Genomic DNA, 20,822 nt, shown 5'->3' with positions numbered 1-20,822 from the left:
GCGGTAGTGTTGTCCTCGTTGCCGGGGGAAACCCTGAGTGACGAGAGCGGGGCTGTGGCGCAGCTGGTAGCGCACCTCCATGGCATGGAGGGGGTCAGGGGTTCGAATCCCCTCAGCTCCACCGCAGACGGAAGGCCCGGACGAGAGTCCGGGCCTTCCGTCGTTCCCGGGACTTCACCACCTGCGGTCCAAGCCGGCCAGCACGTCGTCCAGCACGGGGACGAGAGCACGCTCCGAGCCCCACGTCCCCGGTTGCCCGCTGCGCACGGCAGCGGCCAGCACGATGCGACGCCGGTCCCGGCGCGCGGTGCCGACGGCGACGACGGAGCCGTAGCGCGCGGTGGCGGTGCTCCCGCTGAACTCCCACCCGCCGGCGAGGCGGGCCGTGGGGAACAGCCCGCTGAGCACGCCCCGGCTACCGGGCGGGAGGACGTCGCCGAGGAGCAGCGCCGCGTGGTCGAGAGCCAGGGCCGTGACCGTGGTCGTGTCGCGCGGGTCCCAGGGGTCACCGCCGCAGGAGGCCGGGGCGGCACGGTCCAGCCTCGTCCACCCGTCGCCGAGTTCACGGCAGAACCCGGTGAGGGCGGCGGGCCCGCCGACGTGGCGCACGAGCAGGTTCGTGGCCGTCGCGTCACCGCGACGCAGGGCCGCGTCGCCGAGACGGGCCAGGGACAACCCCCGCTGCAGGTGCCAGGCGCACACGGGGGAGGAGCGCACGACGTCACCGCGGGTGAAGCGGAGGACCCGGGTGAGCTCGTCCACACCGCGCTCGCGCAGGAGGAGGCCGAGGGCGAGGCCGGCGGAGAGGGTGAGCACGGGGCAGGGACGTTCCTCGCGGTGTTCGACGCGTCGGCCGGTCAACAGGTCGGTGGCGCTGAACGAGACGTCGCCCGGCGCCGGCCCGGTGCGCGTCCCGAGCACGCTCGACAGGCCGGCGGTGACGACGTCGCGTCGGGACACGTCCACGGCCCGCCTCCTCGCTGCGACCTCGGGACACCAGCGTGCGCCGGTCCAGGCCCTCCGCGCCAGAGCTTCAGCCCGCCGGAACGGACGGTGTGCCGGTGGGGAGGACCAGTTCGTCGGGGTCGGCGAAGATCCGGCGGGCGAACGAGCGGAACGGCGGGCGGCCCATCCACCGCATGGCGGCCGTCCCGAGGGCCAGCGACGCCCGGGTTCCGGGGACGAAACCGTTCACGCCGCCCGGGGGGAGTTTCGCCCGACGGGCCACCCAGGCGGTGAAGTCGGCGGGGTAGAACTCCCCGTTCCAGGCGGCGGCGTCGCTGCTCCGCAGGGTCTGGGCGAGGACGTGCGCACCGACGAGGGCCAACGCGGTCCCCATCCCGGTCAGCGGAGTCGGGCACCACGCCGCGTCACCGAGCAGCACGACCCTGCCGGCGTTCCACCGGGGGAGGTGGACGCTTGCGATCTCCTGCGCGGCGAGGTCGTCGGCCGCTCGTGCGGCGCGCAGCAACGCGGGGGTGTGCCAGCCGACACCGGCGAACCGGCGGTCGAGGTCGTCGAGCACGGCCTCACGGCCGCGTCGCGGAGCGTCCCAGCTGTCGCAGCGGAAGGCGAGTTCGCAGCGGAAGGAACCCTGCGTCCGGCCGGGTCGGACCCCGACCCGCAACCCGGGGGTGTGGTGGGCGCGGTACCAGTCACCGGAACTCCCACCGAAGGGGCCGTCGGCGCTGAACCAGGCGATCCCGATCCCGAGCGGGGTCCGGAACCTCTCGTCGGGTCCGAAGGCGAGACGGCGCACGACGGAACCCACCCCGTCGGCACCGACGACGAGGTCGACGCGATCCCGCCCGCCGTCGCTGAACTCGACGTCGACCCCGTCGGGGTCGGGGTGCAGTTCCCGCACGGTGGTGGCGAACCGCAGCCGTGCGTCGCCCGTCGCGCCGGCCAGGGCGTGGACGAGGTCGCCGCGCAGGACCTCCCTGTCGCTCACGATGCCCAGGCCGTCGAAGAGTTCCACCGGTTGCCGCACGAGCGGGCGGTCGTCGGCGTCGACGATGGCGTAGCCGCGTTGCGGGACGAGCCGGGCGAGGAGTTCGGCGGTGAGACCGAGGCGCTCGACGACGACGCGGGAGGGACCGCGCAGGTCGACGGTCTGGCCGCCGAGGCGCAGGGCGGTGTCGCGTTCGACGACGGTGACCACGGCGTGGTCGCGGAGGGAGGCGGCGAGGGCGAGGCCGGCGACACCGGCGCCGACCACGAGGATGCTGGGTCCGGACATGGGGGGAACGTACGCTGTAGATGAGTTCGAACTCGAGACCACCTGTGTCGCAACCGCTCAAGCTTCGACCGTACTAGTGCGGTGGACGCTCGGAACGGTCCGGACGCGGAGGTGCACTAGGACGGGGGGTGTGTCGTGGGTCGAGCGGAACAGGTCGCTGCGGTACTGCGTGGCCGCATCGCCGGCGGTCTGCTGGCCCCGGGGGACCGGCTGCCCTCGACCCGGGCGCTGGTCGCGGAGTTCGGGATCGCCATGGCCACGGCGTCGAAGGTGATCGCCACCTTGCGCGGCGAGGGTCTCGTCGAGGTGGTGGCGGGGGTGGGGACCCGCGTCGCGGCCCGCCCGGAGCCGCCCGCGTCCGAGGGGGAGGACCCGGCGTTGCTGGCCGCGGTGCGCGCGGCGGTGCGGATCGCGGACCGGGAGGGGATGACGGCGGTGTCGATGCGACGCCTCGCCGGCGACGTCGGGGTCTCGCCCATGACGCTGTACCGCTACGTCGCGGACAAGGACGACCTGGTGGACCGGATGTGCGCGCTGGTGCTCGCCGGGGTGCGCTGGGGCGAGGAACCGCACGGCTGGCGGGCCCGGGTGGAACGCGCGCACGCGCTGCTGTGGGCGACGTTGACGCGGCACCCGTGGCTCGCGCACGAACTGCGCCTGACCCGCCCGCAGGCCAGCGCCCCGGGGGTCGAGTTCACCGAACGGGTCCTGCGCGCCCTCGTCGACGCGGGACTGCCGCTCCAGGAGGCGTTCACGACGCACCTGGGCTTGTTCGCGCTGCTGCGCGGAGCGGCGGTCGATCTCGTGCGCGACGCCGAGGACGTCGCCCGGACGGGGCTGGACACCGAGGGCTGGGTGACCGCCCGGGAGGAGCAGTTCCGGGCGGTGTTCCTCGACGGTCACCACCCGCAGACCGGGCGGTTGCTGCTCGAGGGTTACGACTTCTCCCTCGACGTCATCGCCCACACCGCGCTGACCCGGGTCCTCGACGGGGTCGAGGCCCGGGCCGCGGTCGTGCGGGAGGAGGTCAGGACGCGCGCGTCCACCCCAGGGCGGGGGCCACGTGCTCGACGATCGAGCTCATGAGGTGGGCGTTGTAGTCGACTCCGAGGGCGTTCGGGATCGTCACCAGCAGGGTGTCGGCCTCCTGGACGGCGACGTCCTTGGCCAGGTCCTCGGCGACCTGGTCCGGGTCCCCGGCGTAGGTCCGCCCGAAGCGGGCGAGGCCGGGTTCGCCGAGCGAACCGACCTGGTCGGTGGAGTGGCGGTCGCGGCCGAAGTAGGCCTCGTCGAGGTCGTTGACGATCGGCATCACGCTGCGCGACACCGAGACCCGCGGTTCCCGCGAGTGACCGGAGTCCTTCCAGACCTGGCGGTACAGGGCGATCTGCTCGGCCTGCAGCTCGTCGAAGGGGATGCCCGTGTCCTCGGTGAGCAGGGTCGAGCTCATGAGGTTCAGGCCCTGCTCGGCGGTCCAGCGCGCGGTCTCGCGCGAGCCGGAGCCCCACCAGATCCGGTCGGAGAGGCCGGGGGCCTGGGGGAGGATCGGCAGCGCTCGCGAACTGCCCGTCATCCGCGGGTTCGCCTCCGCGACCTTCCCGCCGGCGATGGCGTGGCGGAAGACGTCGAGGTGACGACGGGCCATGTCGCCCTCGGTCTCACCCTCGGCCGGGACGTACCCGAACGTCGCGGGACCGTGCAGGGCGGGCTCGGGTGAACCACGGCTCACGCCGAGCTGCAGCCGGCCGTCGGAGATGAGGTCGGTCATCGCGGCCTCCTCCGCCATGTAGAGCGGGTTCTCGTAGCGCATGTCGATGACGCCGGTGCCGAGCTCGATGCGGCTCGTGCGTGCCGCCATCGCGGCGAGGACCGGGAAGGGGGCCGCCTGCTGACGCGCGAAGTGGTGGACGCGGACGTAGGCGCCGTCGAAGCCGAGTTCCTCGGCCGCCACCGCCAGTTCCACCGTCTGCACGAGGGCGTCGCGGGCGGTGCGGGCCGCCGACCCGGCGACGGGTTGGTAGTGGCCGAAGGAGAGGAACCCGATGCGTTTCGCGGACCTGTTCACACTGTCATTGAACCATCAACATCCTTGGTGTGTTCCAGGATGGGGTCGTGCTCTCCAAAGACACCCAGGTGTGCCTCTCCCTGTCCGGCCGGCCCAGCAACCTCGGGACCCGGTTCCACAACTTCCTCTACGCCGAGCTCGGGCTCGACTTCGTCTACAAGGCGTTCACGACGACCGACCTGCCCGCCGCGATCGGCGGCCTCCGCGCCCTCGGCATCCGCGGTGCCGGGATCTCGATGCCCTTCAAGGAGGCCGTCATCCCGCTCGTCGACGCCCTCGACCCCTCCGCGGCCGCCATCGACTCGGTCAACACCATCGTCAACACCCCGATCGACGGGGTGGCCCACCTCGTCGCCCACAACACCGACTACCTCGCCGTCGCCGGCCTCCTCGCCACCCACGGCATCGTCCCCAGCGGCCCCGCCGCCGTCCTCGGCAGCGGCGGGATGGCCAAGGCCTCGCTCGCCGCCCTGCGCGACAACGGCTTCGACGACCTCGTCGTCGTCGCCCGCAACCCCCAGGCCGGCCCGGCGCTCGCCGCGGCCTACGGCGCGCGCTGGGTGCCCGACCTCGGGGAGCACCGCCCGACCCTGCTGCTGAACGCCACCCCCGTCGGGATGGCCGGTGGCTCCGCCGCCGCGGACCTCCCCGTGCCGCGGGCCGCCGTCGAGGCCGCCGACGCCGTCTTCGAGGTCGTCGCCGTCCCCGAGGACACCCCCTTCGTGCGCCTCGGTCGTGAGCTGGGCAAGCAGGTCGTCACCGGGACCGAGGTGGCCGCCCTGCAGGCCGCGGAGCAGTTCGTCCTCTACACCGGCGTTCGCCCGGACGAGGACCAGGTGCGCCGGGCGGGTGAGTTCTCGCGCGCCGCGGCCTGAGACGGGCGCTCCGCCCGGATCGCCGCGTCACGATGCACGGATGCGCTCGTCACCCTCTCGCCCCATCCAGCCGACACCCCCGCGTGCCGACGTCACCAGGGTGACCAGCACCCCCGGATCCTCCGAGCCCTCGGTCCGTCCGGCGCGCGCCAGCAGCAGCCCCGACGGCCGCACGTGGACCGCCGCTCTCGTCGCCGTGCCCGTGGTGGGGGTCCTCGCGACCGCCGTCACGGCCACCGTGGCCCCGGTGACCACCACCCTCCTCGTCGCCCTCGGCTGCGCCCTGGCGCTCGCGGGGATCCTCGCCGCGGCCCTCGCGGTCGCGCACCGGGCGCACCGGGAGGCCGAACGGGCCGCCGACTCGCTGGTGTCCGCCCTCGAGCACGCGCGCGACGAGAACGTCAACGACGTGGTCACGGGGCTGCTCAACCGTCGGGGGCTGATGCTCGTGGGCAACCAGGTGCTGGAGTCGGCCCGCCGCTCCGGGGGCGCCGTGCACGCCTGCATCATCGAGGTCACCCCCGGCGTGCAGGTCGGTGGCGTCGTGCGCAGCGCCGACGAGCAGCGCCGGCAGCAGGAGGCCGAGTGGGCCGCCGCAGCCGGTTCGCTGCGGGCCGCGACCCGCACCTCCGACGTCGTCGCCCGCGTGGACGAGGGACGCTTCATCGTCCTGGGACCCGGGGCCGGGCTGCACGCCCAGGAGCTGGAACGGCGGATGCGCGTCGGGTTGGCGCAGGAGCGGCTGCAGGTCGCGGCGGTCTCGCCGGCGCCCGACCCGACCGCGGTCGGCGGGGCGCGCAGCGGGCGGCTGTCCGTGGAGGCCGGCGCGGCCGTGCTGGCGCCCTGGGACGAGGGCGGGGTCACCGACCTGCTGGTGCGCGCCGAGCAGGCCCTGGCCCAGCGTCGCGCGCTGCGTCGCAGCACCCCGCAGCACGGCTGGGGTCGGCGTCGCGCCGACCGCTCGGCCCGTCCGGAACGCTCGTGAGCCCGACGGAGTAGGCTGTCGGTCGTGTCTTCCCGCCGACTTGCCAGCCGGCGCTGAGCTGCTGCGACCTCGCAGGTGCCGGCGCCGTGACCCCTCCTGAGTGAGGGGTCTTCCGCTGTCCGCAGGAGGTTTCAGGTGCGGGACGCACGGACGCACCGGGAGGACGAGATGACGCAGACCGACACGCAGGCACGGGACGAGGCGGACGAGAACCGCTACGACGCGTTCGCGCTGCAGGAGAAGTGGTTGCCGGTCTGGGACGAGCGCAAGCCGTTCACGAGCGGTGAGGCGGGCGACGAACGCCCGAAGAAGTACGTGCTGGACATGTTCCCGTACCCCTCCGGCGACCTGCACATGGGTCACGCCGAGGCGTACGCGCTCGGGGACGTCATCGCGCGGTACTGGCTGCAGCGCGGTTTCGACGTGATGCACCCGATCGGCTGGGACGCCTTCGGTCTGCCCGCCGAGAACGCCGCCATCAAGCGCGGCCTCGACCCGCGGCAGTGGACGTACGACAACATCGCCCAGCAGCGCGCGTCGATGCGCCGCTACGCGTGCTCCTTCGACTGGGACCGCGTCCTGCACACGTCCGACCCCGAGTACTACAAGTGGAACCAGTGGCTGTTCCTCAAGCTGTACGAGAAGGGGCTGGCCTACCGCAAGGACTCCCTGGTCAACTGGGACCCGGTGGACCAGACCGTGCTGGCCAACGAGCAGGTGCTGCCCGACGGCACCTCGGAACGTTCCGGCGCCAAGGTCGTCAAGAAGAAGCTGACCCAGTGGTACTTCCGGATCACCGACTACGCCGACCGGCTGCTGGACGACCTGGACGCCCTGGAGGGCCAGTGGCCCGCCAAGGTCATCTCGATGCAGCGCAACTGGATCGGGCGCTCCACCGGCGCCGAGGTCGAGTTCGTCATCGAGGGCCGCGCGGAGCCGATCAGCGTCTACACGACCCGACCGGACACGCTGCACGGCGCGACCTTCATGGTCGTCGCGGCCGACTCCGACCTGGCCGAGGAACTGGCCGCGGGCGCGTCGCCGGAGGTCCGTGAGCAGTTCGAGGTCTACCGCACCCAGGTGCAGGAGACCTCCGACATGGACCGCCTCGCCTCGGAGCGCGAGAAGACCGGGGTCGACCTGGGCCGCTTCGCGGTGAACCCGGTCAACGGGGAGCGGCTGCCGATCTGGGCCGCCGACTACGTCCTGGCCGACTACGGCACCGGCGCGATCATGGCCGTGCCCGCGCACGACCAGCGTGACCTCGACTTCGCGAAGGCGTTCGGCCTGCCCGTCCGGGTCGTCGTCGACGTCCGCGACGCGGACGGCAACCCCCTGCCCGACCCGGCGGAGTCCGGCGAGGCGACGGCCGGTGACGGCAGGCTGGTGAACTCCGGCGCGCTGGACGGCCTGGACAAGAAGGCCGGCATCGCCCGGGCGATCGAGGACCTGGTCGCGGCCGGCAAGGGCCGGGCGGCGAAGAACTACCGCCTGCGCGACTGGCTGATCTCGCGTCAGCGCTACTGGGGCACCCCGATCCCCATCGTGCACACCGAGACCGGTGAGGTCCCGGTCCCCGAGGACCAGCTGCCCGTCGTGCTGCCGCCCTCGGAGGGTCTGAACCTCACCCCCAAGGGCACCTCGCCGCTGGGGGCGGCGGAGGACTGGGTGAACGTGCCCAGCCCCGTCGACGGAACCCCGGCGCGCCGGGACCCGGACACGATGGACACCTTCGTCGACTCGTCCTGGTACTACCTGCGCTTCGTGTCCCCGAAGGACGACACCCAGGCGTTCGACCGGGACCTCATCGCGCAGTGGGGCCCCATCGACCAGTACGTCGGCGGCGTCACGCACGCGATCCTGCACCTGCTCTACGCCCGGTTCATCACCAAGGTGCTGCACGACCTGGGCTACCTGCCCTTCGACGAACCCTTCACCCGCCTGCTGAACCAGGGCATGGTGCAGATGGAGGGTTCGGCGATGAGCAAGTCCAAGGGCAACATCGTGCGGCTCTCCGACCAGCTCGAGGAGCACGGCGTCGACGCCATCCGGCTGACGATGGCGTTCGCGGGCCCGCCCGAGGACGACATCGACTGGGCCGACGTGTCCCCGTCGGGTTCCTCGAAGTTCCTGGGCCGGGCGTGGCGCCTGGCGCGCGACGTCACCTCCGCTGCCGGGGTGGACCCCTCCACCGGTGACAGCGCCCTGCGCTCGATCACGCACAAGACCGTGCACGAGGTGTCGCAGCACGTCGAGGCGTTCCGCTTCAACGTCGCCGTGGCCCGCGTCATGGAACTCGTGAACGCGACCCGCAAGGCGATCGACTCCGGCGTCGGGGGCGGGGACCCCGCCGTCCGCGAGGCCACCGAGGCGACGGCGATCATGTTGTCGCTCGTCGCGCCGTACACGGCCGAGGACATGTGGTCGCTGCTGGGCCACGACCCGTGCGTCGCCCGCGCCGGCTGGCCCGTCGTGGACGAGGCGCTGCTCGTCGAGGACACCGTGACGTGCGTGGTCCAGATCCAGGGCAAGGTGCGTGACCGGCTGGAGGTGTCCCCGGACATCACCCAGGAGGCGTTGCAGGAGCTGGCGCTGAGCTCGGAGAAGGTCCAGGCCGCGCTCGAGGGGCGGGGCCTGCGGACCGTCATCGTCCGGGCGCCGAAGCTCGTCAACATCGTCCCGGCCTGAGGAGTCCAGCGGTGGACGAGGGTTTCCGGTTGGTCACACCCCGGTTGCTGCTGCGGCGCTGGACCGCGGCCGATCGGGAACCCTTCGCCGAGCTCAACGCCGATCCCGAGGTGATGCGGCACTTCCCCGCGCCGCTGGACCGCGCGGGTTCCGACGCGCTGGCCGAGCGCTGCGACGGGGTCTTCGAGCAGAACCCGTTCGGGCTGTCCGCGGTGGAACGTCGCGAGGACGGGCGGTTCCTGGGGTTCACCGGTCTGCACCACATGCGCTGGTACCCCGACGACGTCGAGATCGGCTGGCGGCTCTCCCGGTCGGCGTGGGGTCAGGGGTTCGCGACCGAGGCGGCGTCGATGTGGGTGGGCTACGCCCGTGACGTGCTGCGGTTGCGGCGGCTGATCTCGATCATCCACCCCGACAACGCCGCCAGCTTCGCCGTCGCCCGCAAGCTCGGCATGACCGAGGGGTGGCGCGGGGACAGCGAGGAACGGCCCCACGTCGTGATGACCCTCCCGCTCTGAGCACGGCACGCGAGGAGCCCGCCCGGGATCCGGGCGGGCTCCTCGTGCGTCGCGGGTCCTCAGGAGGCGTTGGCCTTCACGACCAGTTCCGGCAGATCGCCCTCGGCGAGGGGGAACCCCGGGAAGCGGGTGAGGCGCTGCAGCGGGATGGCCCGCATCATCTGCCCGTTGTGCTCGTCGAAGAGCATCTCCGACCACATCGTGCCCTCGAGCGCGCTGCGGACGGCGTCCCCGGCGACGGGATGGGCCAGCCACTCCTCGGCCTCGGCGTCCACGGCGAGTTCGAGCTTCACGCCCTGGCCCTGCAGGGTCAGGGTCCGGGCGAGCCGGATGTCGCGGGAGGACGACCCGACGCGGATCCCGAAGTCGCCCCCTTCGAGGACCCAGCGACCGGCGGCGCTGTGCCAGAACGAGAACGCGCGGGCGTCGAGGGGGACGACCACGCGTTCGCGTGCGCCGGCGGCCAGGGTCACCCGGGCGAAACCCTTCAGTTCCTGCTCGGGCCGGTACACGCTCGCCTCGTGGTCGCTGACGTAGACCTGCACGGTCTCCGTCCCGGCGTGCGCGCCGGTGTTCTCCACGGTGAGCGAGACCTCGACGTGCTCGCCCCGGTCGACGACGCTCAGGTCGGAGTACGCGAAGGTCGTGTACGAGAGGCCGTGGCCGAACGGGTGGGCGACGGGCAGCTGGTGCGCGTCGTACCAGCGGTAGCCGATGAGCAGACCCTCGCCGTAGCGGACGTGGCCGTTCTCGCCGGGGAAGTTCCCGACGGTGGGGTTGTCGAGGTAGTTCAGCGGGACGGTCTCGGCGAGCTTGCCGGACGGGTTGGCGACCCCGGAGAGCAGGTCGGCGACGGCACCGCCACCGGCCTGGCCCCCGAGCCAGCCCTCGAGGACGGCCGGCACGGAACCCTGCCAGGGTTCGAGGTTGACGACGGACCCGTTGGCCAGGACGACGACGACGTTCGCGTTCGCGGCGACGACCTCCTCGAGCAGGTGGAGCTGCGCGGGCGGCAGGTTCGTGTGGTCGCGGTCGTAGCCCTCGGACTCGTAGGAGGCGGGCAGGCCGAGGAACAGCACGACGACCTCGGCGGCGGCCGCGTTCGCGACGGCCTCCGCGACGAGCCCGGGCTGGACCTCCTCGTCCTGGGGGACGAACCCGGCGGCGAAGGTGACCTCACGGCGGCCGGCGAACTGCGCCTGCAGGGCGGTCAGGGCGTCGTCGAGCCGGGTCGGGTTCACCTGGGAGCTGCCGGCGCCCTGGTAGCGCGGGGTGCGCGCGAACTCCCCGACGACGGCGATGGTCCCGCCGGTGGCGACCAGCGGGAGGACGTCGCCGGAGTTCTTCAGCAGCACGGCGCTCTGGGTGGCGGCCTCGCGGGCCAGGGCGTGGTGCTCGGCCACGTCGAACGACCCCGGGTCGGCGAGGGCGGCCCTCGACTTCTCGACGAGTTCCAGGACGCGCAGGGCGGCGCGGTCGACGTCCTCGGTGGAGAGGGTCCCGGCCGCCACGGCGGTGAGGATGCGCTGGGTGCCTGCCCCCGAGGAGGAGGGCATCTCCAGGTCGAGGCCGGCGGCGACGCCGTCCTCGCGGACGTTGACCGCGCCCCAGTCGGAGACGACGAGCCCGGCGAAACCCCACTCCTCGCGCAGGACGGTGGTCAGCAGCCACGGGTCCTCGGAGGCGTAGACGCCGTTGATCCGGTTGTAGGAGCACATGACCGTCCACGGCTGCGCCTGCTTCACGACGCGCTCGAAGGCGGTCAGGTAGATCTCGCGCAGCGTCCGCTCGTCGACGTCGGCGGAGATCGTCATCCGCCGGGTCTCCTGGTTGTTCGCCGCGTAGTGCTTCAGCGACGTCCCGACGCCCTGGCTCTGGACGCCGTCGACCATGGCGGCGGCGAGGTCGCCGGCCAGCACGGGGTCCTCGGAGAAGTACTCGAAGTTGCGCCCGCACAGCGGGGACCGCTTCATGTTCACCCCGGGGCCGAGCAGGACCGACACCTTCTCGGCGCGGGTCTCGCGGCCCAGCGCCGCACCGACGCGGCGCAGCAGGTCGACGTTCCAGGACGACGCGAGCCCGGCGGCGGGCGGGAAGCAGGTCGCGGGGACGCTGCCGGTCAGGCCGAGGTGGTCGCCCCCTTCGGGCTGCTTGCGCAGACCGTGCGGACCGTCGGTGACCATCAGCGCGGGGACGCCGAGGCGCTCGACGGGTTCGGTGTGCCAGAAGTCGGAACCGTCCAGCAGGGCGGCCTTCTCCTCGAGCGTGAGCTGCGCGAGGACACCCCGCGGTGTGGTGGGGACGTCGGTGTCGGTCATGCCGCAGAGGCTACCCCCGAAAACCATGCAGGTGATAGGTATTGGGGATGGCCATCCGTGGGGAGTACGCGAAGGGACGAGCGCGCCGGGAGCAGATCCTCGACGAGGCGGTGTCGCTGTTCGCCGAGGCGGGGTACCGGGCGGCGTCGATGCGCGACCTCGCGGCCCGCTGCGGGCTCTCCCCGGCCGGTCTGCAGCACCACGTCGGGAGCAAGGAGTCGCTGCTGCTCGCCGTGCTCGAACGCCGTGACGTGGACGACGCTGTGGCGTCGGGGCTGCAGGGCGGTGCCGGCCGCGAGCGCCTCGCTGCGTTGCTGGAAGTGGTGCGGCGCAACCAGTCCCGTCGCGGGATCGTGGAGCTGTTCACCGTCCTGGCCGCGGAGTCCGCCTCGCCGGAGCACCCCGCGCACGAGTTCTTCGACCAGCGCTACCGCTTCGTCGTCGCCACCCTCACCGACGCCTTCGTCGACTGCGCCCACCCCGCGCCGGCGTCCGCGGCCCGACGTTTGGTCGCGGTCATGGACGGTCTGCAGGTGCAGTGGTTGCTGCACTCCGACGACGTCGACATGGTCGCCGAGGTCGCGGCCCAGATCGAGCGGGAACTCCGGAGCGGCTGAGCGTCGGAGTGGGTGCGCAGGCGGCGCAGCACCCGGGCGCACCGCGGTCTCCACAGGGTTCGTCCGCGGGGGACCGTCCACAGCCCGGGCGGCGGAGGCGGTTCCCGCCCCGGAGGACTGCCTAGCGTGCCGAGGGTGTCCTCCTCCTACCGGCCGCGTGAGTCGGCGCACCGAGCGCGCGCGCTGGCGTCCCGACAGTTCCGGCGGGTGGAACCCGTCGTGCCCGACGCGGTGGAGGACGACCTCGAGGAGGACTGGGACGACACCGAGGAGCCGTTCGGTTCCGGTACCGGCGAACTCCGACGGCGGATCGCTGACCGGACACCGCCCTCCGTCCGGGCGGCCCGGGTGCGGGTGAGTCCGCGCGCAGCGGTCGGGGTGCTGCTCGTCGCGCTGCTGGTGGCCGCGGGGCTGGTCCTGGCCGCGTGGCGTTCCTGGCCCGAGGACGCGGCGCCCGCGGGGGACGTCCTGCCCGGACGGACGGCGACGGTGGCGGTCTCGAGCTCTCCCGCTCCGGACGTCTCGGGCACCCCGGTCGTCGTGCACGTCGCGGGACGGGTCGCGACGCCGGGTCTGGTGACGTTGCCCGGCGGGAGCCGGGTCGGGGACGCCCTCGCCGCGGTGGGCGGTCCGTTGCCGGACGCCGACCTCGACGCGGTGAACCTCGCGCGCGTCCTGGTCGACGGCGAGCAGGTCCTGGTGCCCGCTCCCGGGCAGGCCGTCGCGGGGCCGGCGGTGGCGAGTGGCTCCGGTGGCGGCGGACCGCTGAACCTGAACGCGGCCACGGCCGAGCAGCTCGACGCCCTGCCGGGGGTGGGGGAGGTGCTCGCCGGCCGGATCGTCGCCTGGCGCGAGGAGAACGGCCGGTTCACCTCCGTCGACGACCTCGGCGAGGTGACCGGCATCGGGCCCAAACTGCTGGACGGGGTGCGGGACCTGGTGACGGTGTGACCGTCGGACTCGACCTGCGGCTCGTGGCGGCCGCCTTCCTGGCCTGGCTGTCGGCGTTCGTCGCGATCGCCCACCCGCTCGCCGCCAGGACGTCCCTCGACGGTCTGCTCGTCGGGGTGGCGCTGACCGGCGGCGCGCTCGTCGTGCTCCGCCGGGGAGCCCGGCTCCTCCTGGTGCTCGTCGCGACCGCACTCGTCCTGACCTCGGTCGTGCTGCACCAGGCCCGGTCCGGCCACGGGGGCATCGCCGACCTCGCGGAACGGCAGGTGAGCGTCACCGCGACCGGCGTCGTGAGCAGCGATCCCCGGGCCATCACGGCGCTGCGGCCCGGCGGACCGCCGCGGGTCGTCGTCGAGGTCACGGTGTCGCTGCTGCGGGCCCGCGGTCGTGACATCCCGGTCGAGGCGCGCGTGACGGTGTTCGCCGACGCCGAGGGGTGGTCTCGGGTGCACCTCGGGGAGCGCGTGGAGTTCGGCGGTCGACTGGGACCCGCGGACCCCGGTGAACGGTCCGCCGCGGTGGTCTCCTCGACCGGGCGACCCGAGGTGGTGGGATCGGCCGGCCGCGTGTTCCGGGGCGCGGAGCGACTGCGCGAGGGGTTGCGGGAGGCGGTGGAACCGCAACCTGCCGACGCCCGCGGGCTGCTGCCCGGCCTCGTCGTCGGCGACACGTCCCGCCTCCCGGCGGACCTCGAGGACGACATGAAGGCCGTCGGGCTGACCCACCTGACCGCGGTGAGCGGGTCGAACACGACCCTCGTCGTGGGGTTCCTCGTGCTGGTCGCGTCGTGGCTGGGGTTCGGTCGGCGGGCCCGTCTCGTCGTCGCGGCGATCGGTCTGGTGGGTTTCGTGGTGCTGGCCCGGCCGGATCCGAGCGTGCTGCGCGCCGCGGTGATGGGGGGTGTCGGGCTGGTCGGGTTGGCGGTGGGCCGGCCCGTGCGGGGAGTCCCCGTGCTGGCCGCGGCCGTGCTGGTGCTGCTGGTCGCGGATCCGTGGCTCGCGCGCGAGTTCGGGTTCGTGCTCTCGGTGCTGGCGACGGGGGCGTTGGTGCTGCTGGGGCGCCCCTTCGCGGAACGGTTGCTGGAGCTGGGGTTCCCGCGCCCGGTGGCCTTCGCGGTGGCGGTCCCGGTGTCGGCGCAGGTGGTCTGCGGCCCGGTGCTGGTGCTGCTGCAGCCGTCGGTGAACCCGGTGTCGATCCCGGCGAACGTCCTCGTCGCCCCCGCGGTGGCGCCGGCGACGGTGCTGGGGTTGGCGGCGACGCTCGTCTCGCCGGTGTGGTCGACCGGGGCGACGTGGCTGGCCTGGCCGGCGGGGTTGTGCGCGGGGTGGATCGCCGGTCTCGCCCGCGTCGCCGCGAGGCTGCCCGTGGCGATGACCGTTCCCGGCGGGGTGACGGGGGTCCTGGTCGTGGTCGTCCTGACGGTGCTGCTGCTCGGGGCGGTGGCGGCCGTGGTGCGTTTCCGGCGCAGTGGTTCCCGGCCACGGAGGTGGTTGGGGCTGGCCCTCGTGCTGGTGGTGGGCGGTGCGGCACTGGTGCGGTGCGCGCCGCGGTGGGGTGCGCCGTCGGGGCCGTGGCCGCCGCCGGACTGGCTGGTCGTCGGGTGCGACGTGGGGCAGGGCGACTCCGTGGTCCTGCGGTCGGGGCCGTCGTCGGCGGTGCTGGTCGACGCGGGTCCGGACGACGTCCTGGTCGACGGGTGCCTGGACCGGCTGGGGGTGCAGCGGTTGGACGCGGTGGTGCTGACCCACTTCCACGCCGACCACGTCGGGGGTTTCGCCGGTGCGGTGGACGGGCGGGAGGTGGGGGAGGTGTTCGTGTCGCCGTTGGCCGTCGAACCCGCCGCGCGCAGGGTGGCGGAGATCGCGTCCGGTGCCCACGCGGACGTCACGGTGCTGAGTTCCGGCGTGACCGGTTCCGCGGGTCCGGTGTCGTGGACGGTGCTGGCGCCACTGCCCGCCGTGTCGGAGGAGTCCGCGCCGGACTCCTCCGACGTGAACGACGCGAGCATCGCGTTGCTGGCGGACGTGGCCGGGGTGTCGGTGCTGCTGACCGGCGACCTGGAACGCGACGGTCAGCGGCGGGCGTTGTCGGAGGTTCCCGAGGGGACGGTGGTGGACGTCGTGAAGGTCGCCCACCACGGGTCCGCGAACCAGTTCCCCGAGCTCTACACGGAACTCAGGCCGCGGGTGGCGATCGTGGAGGTGGGAGAGGTCAACGACTACGGCCACCCGGCCGCGCCGACGCTGGAGCTGCTGGCGCGGACGGGGGCGCGGGTGCTGCGGACGGACACCGACGGGGACGTGGCGGTGGCGGGTTCGGCGGGGGCGTTGCGGACGCTGGTGCGGGGTTCGGACCCGACGCAGGCGGAGCGGCGGGCGAAGTACTCCAACGGCTGAGGGGTGGACCCCGCACCGCCGGCGTCCACCCGCGGTCAGCGGCCCGGCAACGTCGCCAGCGCCTGCGAGCGCCGCGCGACGAGTTCGTCGTAGGTCCCGTCGCGTTCCGCCCAGCGGTGCATCCGGACCCCCTCGACGAGGATCTCGTGCGGGGTCGGGTCCGCACCGAGGAGGCCCACCACCTCGGTGACGAACGCCTCGAGGTCGAGGGCGGCGGGGTTGCTCCGCTCCACCTCGGGGCTGGTCGCCACCGCGGGCGGGACGAGTTCGGTGACCTCGACCCCGGTGCCGGCCAGCTGGGCGCGCAGCGCCTCGGAGTAGGCGTGGACGCCGGCCTTCGTGGCGGCGTAGGTCGGCATCAGCGGGAAGGGCAGGAAACCGATGCCGGAGGTGACGGTGACGATCGTCCCCGACCCGCGGGCCAGCAGGTGCGGGGTGAACGCGTCGACGAGGCGGATCGTGCCGAGCAGGTTCGTCTCGACGCTCAGCTGCGCGGCGGCGAAGTGCGCGGGGTCGCGGAGGTCCTCGACGAGCATCACCCCCGACATGGTGACGACGGTGTCGAGGTCGGGGTGCTCGCGGAGCACGGTGTCGCGGGCGTTCTCGACGCTCGCCGGGTCGGTCACGTCGATCGCGACGGTGGTGAAACCTTCGTCGGCGAGCGTCTCGAGCAGGTCGGCGCGGCGGCCGCCCACCACGACGGTGCTGCCCGCGACGCGGAGGTGACGGGCCAGGGCGAGGCCGATGCCCGAGGTGGCGCCGGGGAGGAAGACGGTGCGGTTGCTGGTGTCCATGCCTCCACGGTGCGCCGGGGCGCGAGACCCGGCCAGGACCCCGCTCGTCCGGGGTCCTGGCAGGACCCCCTCTCCAGCGGCCCGCCGGACCTACGATCGAACGGTGAGCGAGGAGCGGGCGAACCGGCTGGGGGAGTACCTCCGGGCCCGGCGGGGTCTGGTCACCCCGGAACAGGCGGGACTGCCGGGCGGCGGGAACCGCCGGGTTCCCGGGCTGCGGCGCGAGGAGGTCGCCCTCCTCGCGGGGATCAGCGGCGACTACTACCTGCGTCTCGAACGGGGCCGGGACAAGAACCCCTCCGCCCAGGTCCTCGGCGCGATCGCCCGGGTCCTGCAGCTCGGCGAGCTCGACCACGAGTACCTCCTCGGCCTCGCCACCACCCGGCCGCGATCCCGCCGACGGCCCCGGCCGGAACGCGTTCCCGCGCGGCTGCACCAGTTGCTGGCGAGCGTCGGGGTGCCGGCGTTCGTGGAGGGACGGGCGTTCGACGTCCTCGCCGCCAACGACCTCGCGGTCGCGTTCTCCCCGCGGTTGCGCCCCGGGAACAACCGCCTCCGCTCGCTGATGCTGGATCCGGAGGAGCGGGAGTTCCACCAGAACTGGGAGGCCGCCACCGAGGGACTCGTCGCGGCGTTGCGCGGATCCGTGGGGAACGAGGTCGAGGACCCCCGGTTCGTCGAACTCGTCGGGGAACTCGCCTTGACCAGCGACCGGTTCCGGGACCTCTGGGGACGCCACGACGTCCGCGTGCTGGAGGGTGGGTCGGCGATCGTGAACCACCCCGTCGTCGGCGAACTGCAGCTGCACCGCGACAAGCTGCCCGTCGACGGGGTGCTCCTGGTCCTCTACTACGCGGACCGGGGCAGCCCCAGCGACGAGAAGCTCCGGATGCTCGCCTCGCTCACCGACCCGGGCCGTGCCGCGGAGCCCGCGCCGCGCTGAGTCAGACGCGCGGCGCCATCCGCTGCGTCCCCAGGGCGGCCAGGAGTTCGAGCTTGCCGGCGGCGTCGGAGCCCGGCCGCGGGGTGTAGACGACGACCCGGAGGTTCGAGCCCTGCGTCGTCAGGGTGTCGGAGTCGAGTTCGACGTCCCCGATCTCCGGGTGCTCGACGACCTTGTGCGCGCTCTCGTGACCGGCGACCGTGCGCCGGTCCCAGAGTTCCGCGAACCGCGGTCCCGCCAGCAGTTCGGCGACCAGTGACGCGACGTCCGGATCGCGCGGGTACCGGCTCGTCGTGGAGCGCAGGTCCGAGACGAGCGACTCCTCGAAGGCCTCCCGTTGCGCCGGGGTGAACCTGATGCGGGGCAACCCGTCGGCGAAGTGGCGCAGCAGCAGGCTCGTGCCCTCGCGTTCCACGGTGGGATCGCCGAACGTCGCCGCGAACAGCGGGTTCCAGTGCAGCAGGCACCAGGTCGCGTCGTAGACGGCCAGCGGGTGCCCGGCCAGGCGCTCGCCGATCCGGCGGACGCTGGCCGGGATCAACCGGGGGACCCGGCCGGGATCGGCGGCGTGCCCGGCGAGGCGCAGGAGGTGGGCCGACTCCTCGTCCGCGAGCTGCAGCGCCCGAGCCAGCGCCCCGCAGACCTGCGCCGACGGGGTGGAGGCCCGGCCCTGTTCGAGGCGGACGACGTAGTCGATGGAAATGCCGGCCAGCACGGCGAGTTCCTCGCGGCGCAGCCCCGGTGCACGCCGTCCTCCGCTCCGGGTGAGTCCCGCGTCGGCCGGGTCCAGCCGGTCCCGCCAGTCGCGCAGCGCAGCACCGAGGTCGTCCACCCGCTCAGTGTGCCCGGGCCCGCCACGGATCGTCCTGGTACCAGGTGTACCAGGACGACCCGTAGCTCCCGCCGGACGTCGACGCAGGCGCACCCTGGGTCCGTGAACAACGACCTCACCCTCACCGATGACCTCGTCCTGAGCCGGATGGGCTACGGCGCCATGCAACTCGCCGGCCCCAACGCGTTCGGCCCGCCGCGCGACCGCAGCGAGGCGGTCCGCGTCCTGCGCAGCGCCGTCGACCTCGGCGTCACCCACCTCGACACGAGCGACTACTACGGCCCCGCCACCACCAACGAGATCGTCCGCGAGGCGCTGCACCCCTACCCCGCAGCGGTGAAGATCGTCACCAAGGTCGGGTTCCGGCGCGGACCGGACGGCAGCTGGGACCCGTCCCCGCACGACCTGCGTGAGCAGGTGCAGGCGAACCTCGACCACCTCGGCCTCGACGTCCTGGACGCGGCGAACCTCCGGGTCCCGGGACCGGGTTCCCTGGCCGAGGAGTTCGCCGTGATGGCCGAGCTGCAGCGCGAGGGACTCGTCAGGCACCTGGGCCTCTCGAACGTGACCGCCGAACAGGTCGCCGAGGCACGGGCGATCGCGCCCGTCGTCTTCGTCCAGAACCTCTACAACCTGGTCGAACGCAGCGACGACCCCCTCGTCGACGCGCTCGCCGCCGACGGCATCGGGTTCGTGCCGTTCTTCCCGCTGGGAGGCTGGAACCCGCTGCAGCACGGCGTGCTCGAGGAGGTCGCCGCGGAACTCGGAGCCACCGGACAGCAGGTCGCCCTGGCCTGGCTGCTGCAGCGTTCGCCGAACGTCCTGGTCATCCCGGGAACCTCCTCGGTCGCCCACCTGCGGGAGAACGTCGCGGCCCGCGAGCTGGAGCTCCCACCCGCGGCCCTCGAGCGGCTGGACCTCCTGGGACGCTAGGCACCGATCCACCCGGTCCTCCGCCTGCTCCCGGGCCCGGTCCGGGGGGAGCAGGGACCCCGTGACCACGTCCTCCCCGCGCCGCGAGACGATCTCCCCGCACGGTGGCCGGCGGCGGCGCCGGTGCCCGACCCGGCCGAACCGGCCCGCCGCCGGGCCGCCCGTCTCGAGGTCAGTCGATGAGTGCGTCGCTCGCCCCGCTGTTGCTGCACGAGGTCCGGCGGGACGGCCGGATCTGCGACGTCCTGCTCGCCGGCGGCCGCGTCGTCGCGATCGGCGACGACCTCCGCGCGGCGGGCACGGGCCTCGACCCGCGGGACGGCGTGCAGGTCGTCGAGGCCGGCGGGGCCGTCCTGCTGCCGGGTCTGGTCGACTCCCACGTCCACCTCACCCAGTGGGCCGTCGCCCGCCGGCGCATCGACGTGGCGGCGGCGACCTCGCCGGCGGAGGTCGCCGACGTCCTCCTCGCCCGGGCGGCGCCGGGTTCCGACCTCGTGCTGGGGCACGGCTACCGGGACGGCTTGTGGAGCGGACCCGCCCACCGGGACGTGCTGGACGCCCGGTTCCCCGACCGTCCGGTGGTCGTCGTGAGCGGGGACCTGCACGCGGCCTGGCTGAATTCTGTGGCGGCCACCCGCTTCGGCGTCGGGGAACCCAGCGGGGTGCTGCGGGAGGCGCCCGCGATGGAACTCTTCGCCGCCGTGGACGCCGTCGAGGCGAGCGGGCTGGACCGCTGGGTGGCGGTGGCGACGAGCGTCGCCGCCGCCCGCGGGGTGACCGGGATCGTCGACCTCGAGTACGCCCCGATCGACGTCTGGGCCCGCCGGGAGAAGCCCGCCGTCCGGGTCGCGGCGGGGATCTGGCCGGACTGGCTGGACGCGGCCGTCGCCGCCGGCCTGCGCACCGGGGACCGCGTTCCCGGCGCTCCCGAGCGGGTGCGCGTGGGACCGGTGAAGTACGTCGTGGACGGTTCCCTGGGGACGCGCACGGCGTTCTGCCACGAGGAGTACCCCTCCGGGGGCCACGGGATGCTGCGGATCCCGCTCGCCGAACTGGAACCCGCACTGCGCCGGGCCACGGCGCACGGTCTCGCCGTGGCCGTGCACGCCATCGGTGACGACGCGGTCCGCGTCGCGCTCGACGGCTTCGAGGCCGCCGGGTGCGTCGGAACGCTGGAACACGCCCAGCAGGTCCACCCGGACGACGTGCCCAGGTTCGCCCGTCTCGGGGTCACCGCGAGCATCCAGCCGCGGCACGTCGTCGACGACCGCGACACCGTGGAACGGCACTGGCCCACCGGGGCCGAGCGCGCCTACCCCTACGCGTCGTTGCACGCCGCCGGGGCGCGGCTGCTGCTCGGCTCCGACGCGCCCGTGGCGCGGCTGGACCCGTGGGACGCCCTGGCCAGCGCCGTCCACCGCAGCGTCGACGACCGCGCGCCGTGGCACCCCGAGCAGCACCTGCCGTTCGAGGTCGCGCTGGTGGCGAGCAGCGGTGGCCGAGACGGCGTCCACGTCGGCGACGTCGCCGACCTGGTCCTCGTCGCGGTCGACCCCGCCGAGGCGTTCGCCACCGGGGGAGCCGCCGCGCTGCGCGCCACCGAGGTCCTCGCCACGGTGCTGGGGGGCGAGTTCACCCACCGGGCCGGGATCTGAAGAGCCGCACCGT

17 protein-coding genes and 1 tRNA gene are annotated in these 20,822 nt (G+C 73.6%); 12 read left to right on the top strand and 6 right to left on the bottom strand.

The window, feature by feature from the left end; genetic code table 11:
- Positions 1-48: 48 nt before the first annotated feature.
- Positions 49-121: transfer RNA gene (locus AC0I8G_RS11345), tRNA-Ala, on the top strand.
- A gap of 53 nt (positions 122-174) precedes the next feature.
- Here AC0I8G_RS11345 and AC0I8G_RS11340 read toward each other — a convergent pair.
- Both AC0I8G_RS11340 and AC0I8G_RS11335 read right to left on the bottom strand, forming a co-directional pair.
- Complete coding sequence (locus AC0I8G_RS11340; protein WP_471730004.1) at positions 175-966, bottom strand: serine hydrolase; 792 nt, start codon at positions 964-966, stop codon at positions 175-177.
- A 67-nt stretch (positions 967-1,033) separates the two neighbouring features.
- A complete protein-coding gene (locus tag AC0I8G_RS11335; protein ID WP_471730003.1) occupies positions 1,034-2,239 on the bottom strand; it encodes an FAD-dependent monooxygenase in 1,206 nt (401 codons plus the stop codon).
- 135 nt (positions 2,240-2,374) lie between these two features.
- On the opposite strand from AC0I8G_RS11335, the gene AC0I8G_RS11330 reads away from it, so the two are divergent.
- Positions 2,375-3,325 (top strand): GntR family transcriptional regulator, encoded by a 951-nt coding sequence (locus AC0I8G_RS11330; RefSeq protein WP_471730002.1) that lies wholly within the window; start codon positions 2,375-2,377, stop codon positions 3,323-3,325.
- Here AC0I8G_RS11330 and AC0I8G_RS11325 read toward each other — a convergent pair.
- Entirely contained in the window at positions 3,267-4,304 is a 1,038-nt protein-coding gene (locus AC0I8G_RS11325; protein ID WP_471730001.1) for an LLM class flavin-dependent oxidoreductase, read from the bottom strand. The two genes, AC0I8G_RS11330 and AC0I8G_RS11325, sit on opposite strands and share 59 nt — an antisense overlap.
- Before the next feature lie 47 nt (positions 4,305-4,351).
- On the opposite strand from AC0I8G_RS11325, the gene AC0I8G_RS11320 reads away from it, so the two are divergent.
- From AC0I8G_RS11320 to AC0I8G_RS11305, 4 genes are all read left to right on the top strand, one after another.
- Positions 4,352-5,179, top strand: coding sequence for a shikimate 5-dehydrogenase (locus AC0I8G_RS11320; RefSeq protein ID WP_471730000.1), 828 nt, complete (start codon positions 4,352-4,354; stop codon positions 5,177-5,179).
- 100 nt (positions 5,180-5,279) lie between these two features.
- On the top strand, positions 5,280-6,164 hold the full coding sequence (locus AC0I8G_RS11315; protein WP_471729999.1) for a hypothetical protein: 885 nt from the start codon (positions 5,280-5,282) through the stop codon (positions 6,162-6,164).
- Between the two features lie 168 nt (positions 6,165-6,332).
- Entirely contained in the window at positions 6,333-8,852 is a 2,520-nt protein-coding gene (leuS, locus tag AC0I8G_RS11310) for a leucine--tRNA ligase (protein ID WP_471729998.1), read from the top strand.
- A gap of 11 nt (positions 8,853-8,863) precedes the next feature.
- On the top strand, positions 8,864-9,370 hold the full coding sequence (locus AC0I8G_RS11305; RefSeq protein WP_471729997.1) for a GNAT family N-acetyltransferase: 507 nt from the start codon (positions 8,864-8,866) through the stop codon (positions 9,368-9,370).
- 59 nt (positions 9,371-9,429) lie between these two features.
- On the opposite strand, the gene AC0I8G_RS11300 is transcribed toward AC0I8G_RS11305, so the two are convergent.
- Positions 9,430-11,688 (bottom strand): glycoside hydrolase family 3 C-terminal domain-containing protein, encoded by a 2,259-nt coding sequence (locus AC0I8G_RS11300; protein ID WP_471729996.1) that lies wholly within the window; start codon positions 11,686-11,688, stop codon positions 9,430-9,432.
- Between the two features lie 47 nt (positions 11,689-11,735).
- Here AC0I8G_RS11300 and AC0I8G_RS11295 point away from each other — a divergent pair, with 47 nt between their 5' ends.
- The 3 genes from AC0I8G_RS11295 to AC0I8G_RS11285 all read left to right on the top strand — a co-directional run bounded on the left by AC0I8G_RS11295 (position 11,736) and on the right by AC0I8G_RS11285 (position 15,652).
- Positions 11,736-12,305, top strand: coding sequence for a TetR/AcrR family transcriptional regulator (locus AC0I8G_RS11295; protein ID WP_471729995.1), 570 nt, complete (start codon positions 11,736-11,738; stop codon positions 12,303-12,305).
- 207 nt (positions 12,306-12,512) lie between these two features.
- Positions 12,513-13,256, top strand: coding sequence for a ComEA family DNA-binding protein (locus AC0I8G_RS11290; protein WP_471729994.1), 744 nt, complete (start codon positions 12,513-12,515; stop codon positions 13,254-13,256).
- Positions 13,253-15,652 (top strand): ComEC/Rec2 family competence protein, encoded by a 2,400-nt coding sequence (locus AC0I8G_RS11285; RefSeq protein ID WP_471729993.1) that lies wholly within the window; start codon positions 13,253-13,255, stop codon positions 15,650-15,652. The genes AC0I8G_RS11290 and AC0I8G_RS11285 overlap by 4 nt, the downstream gene beginning before the upstream one ends.
- Positions 15,653-15,687: 35 nt before the next feature.
- Here AC0I8G_RS11285 and AC0I8G_RS11280 read toward each other — a convergent pair whose 3' ends face one another.
- Positions 15,688-16,446, bottom strand: coding sequence for an SDR family oxidoreductase (locus tag AC0I8G_RS11280; protein WP_471729992.1), 759 nt, complete (start codon positions 16,444-16,446; stop codon positions 15,688-15,690).
- A gap of 103 nt (positions 16,447-16,549) precedes the next feature.
- Here AC0I8G_RS11280 and AC0I8G_RS11275 point away from each other — a divergent pair, with 103 nt between their 5' ends.
- Complete coding sequence (locus tag AC0I8G_RS11275) at positions 16,550-17,389, top strand: helix-turn-helix domain-containing protein (protein WP_471729991.1); 840 nt, start codon at positions 16,550-16,552, stop codon at positions 17,387-17,389.
- Position 17,390: 1 nt separating this feature from the next.
- Here AC0I8G_RS11275 and AC0I8G_RS11270 read toward each other — a convergent pair whose 3' ends face one another.
- On the bottom strand, positions 17,391-18,221 hold the full coding sequence (locus AC0I8G_RS11270) for a helix-turn-helix transcriptional regulator (protein WP_471729990.1): 831 nt from the start codon (positions 18,219-18,221) through the stop codon (positions 17,391-17,393).
- Between the two features lie 102 nt (positions 18,222-18,323).
- Here AC0I8G_RS11270 and AC0I8G_RS11265 point away from each other — a divergent pair, with 102 nt between their 5' ends.
- Both AC0I8G_RS11265 and AC0I8G_RS11260 read left to right on the top strand, forming a co-directional pair.
- Positions 18,324-19,154, top strand: a complete 831-nt coding sequence (locus AC0I8G_RS11265; RefSeq protein WP_471729989.1) for an oxidoreductase — start codon at positions 18,324-18,326, stop codon at positions 19,152-19,154.
- 179 nt (positions 19,155-19,333) lie between these two features.
- The gene (locus AC0I8G_RS11260) at positions 19,334-20,809 is read left to right on the top strand and encodes an amidohydrolase (protein ID WP_471729988.1); all 1,476 of its coding nucleotides are present in this window, start codon (positions 19,334-19,336) and stop codon (positions 20,807-20,809) included.
- Positions 20,810-20,822 lie beyond the last annotated feature (13 nt).

This window comes from Kineococcus sp. AC630, from assembly GCF_979255925.1.
This window is presented reverse-complemented; position numbering and strand designations above follow the sequence as displayed.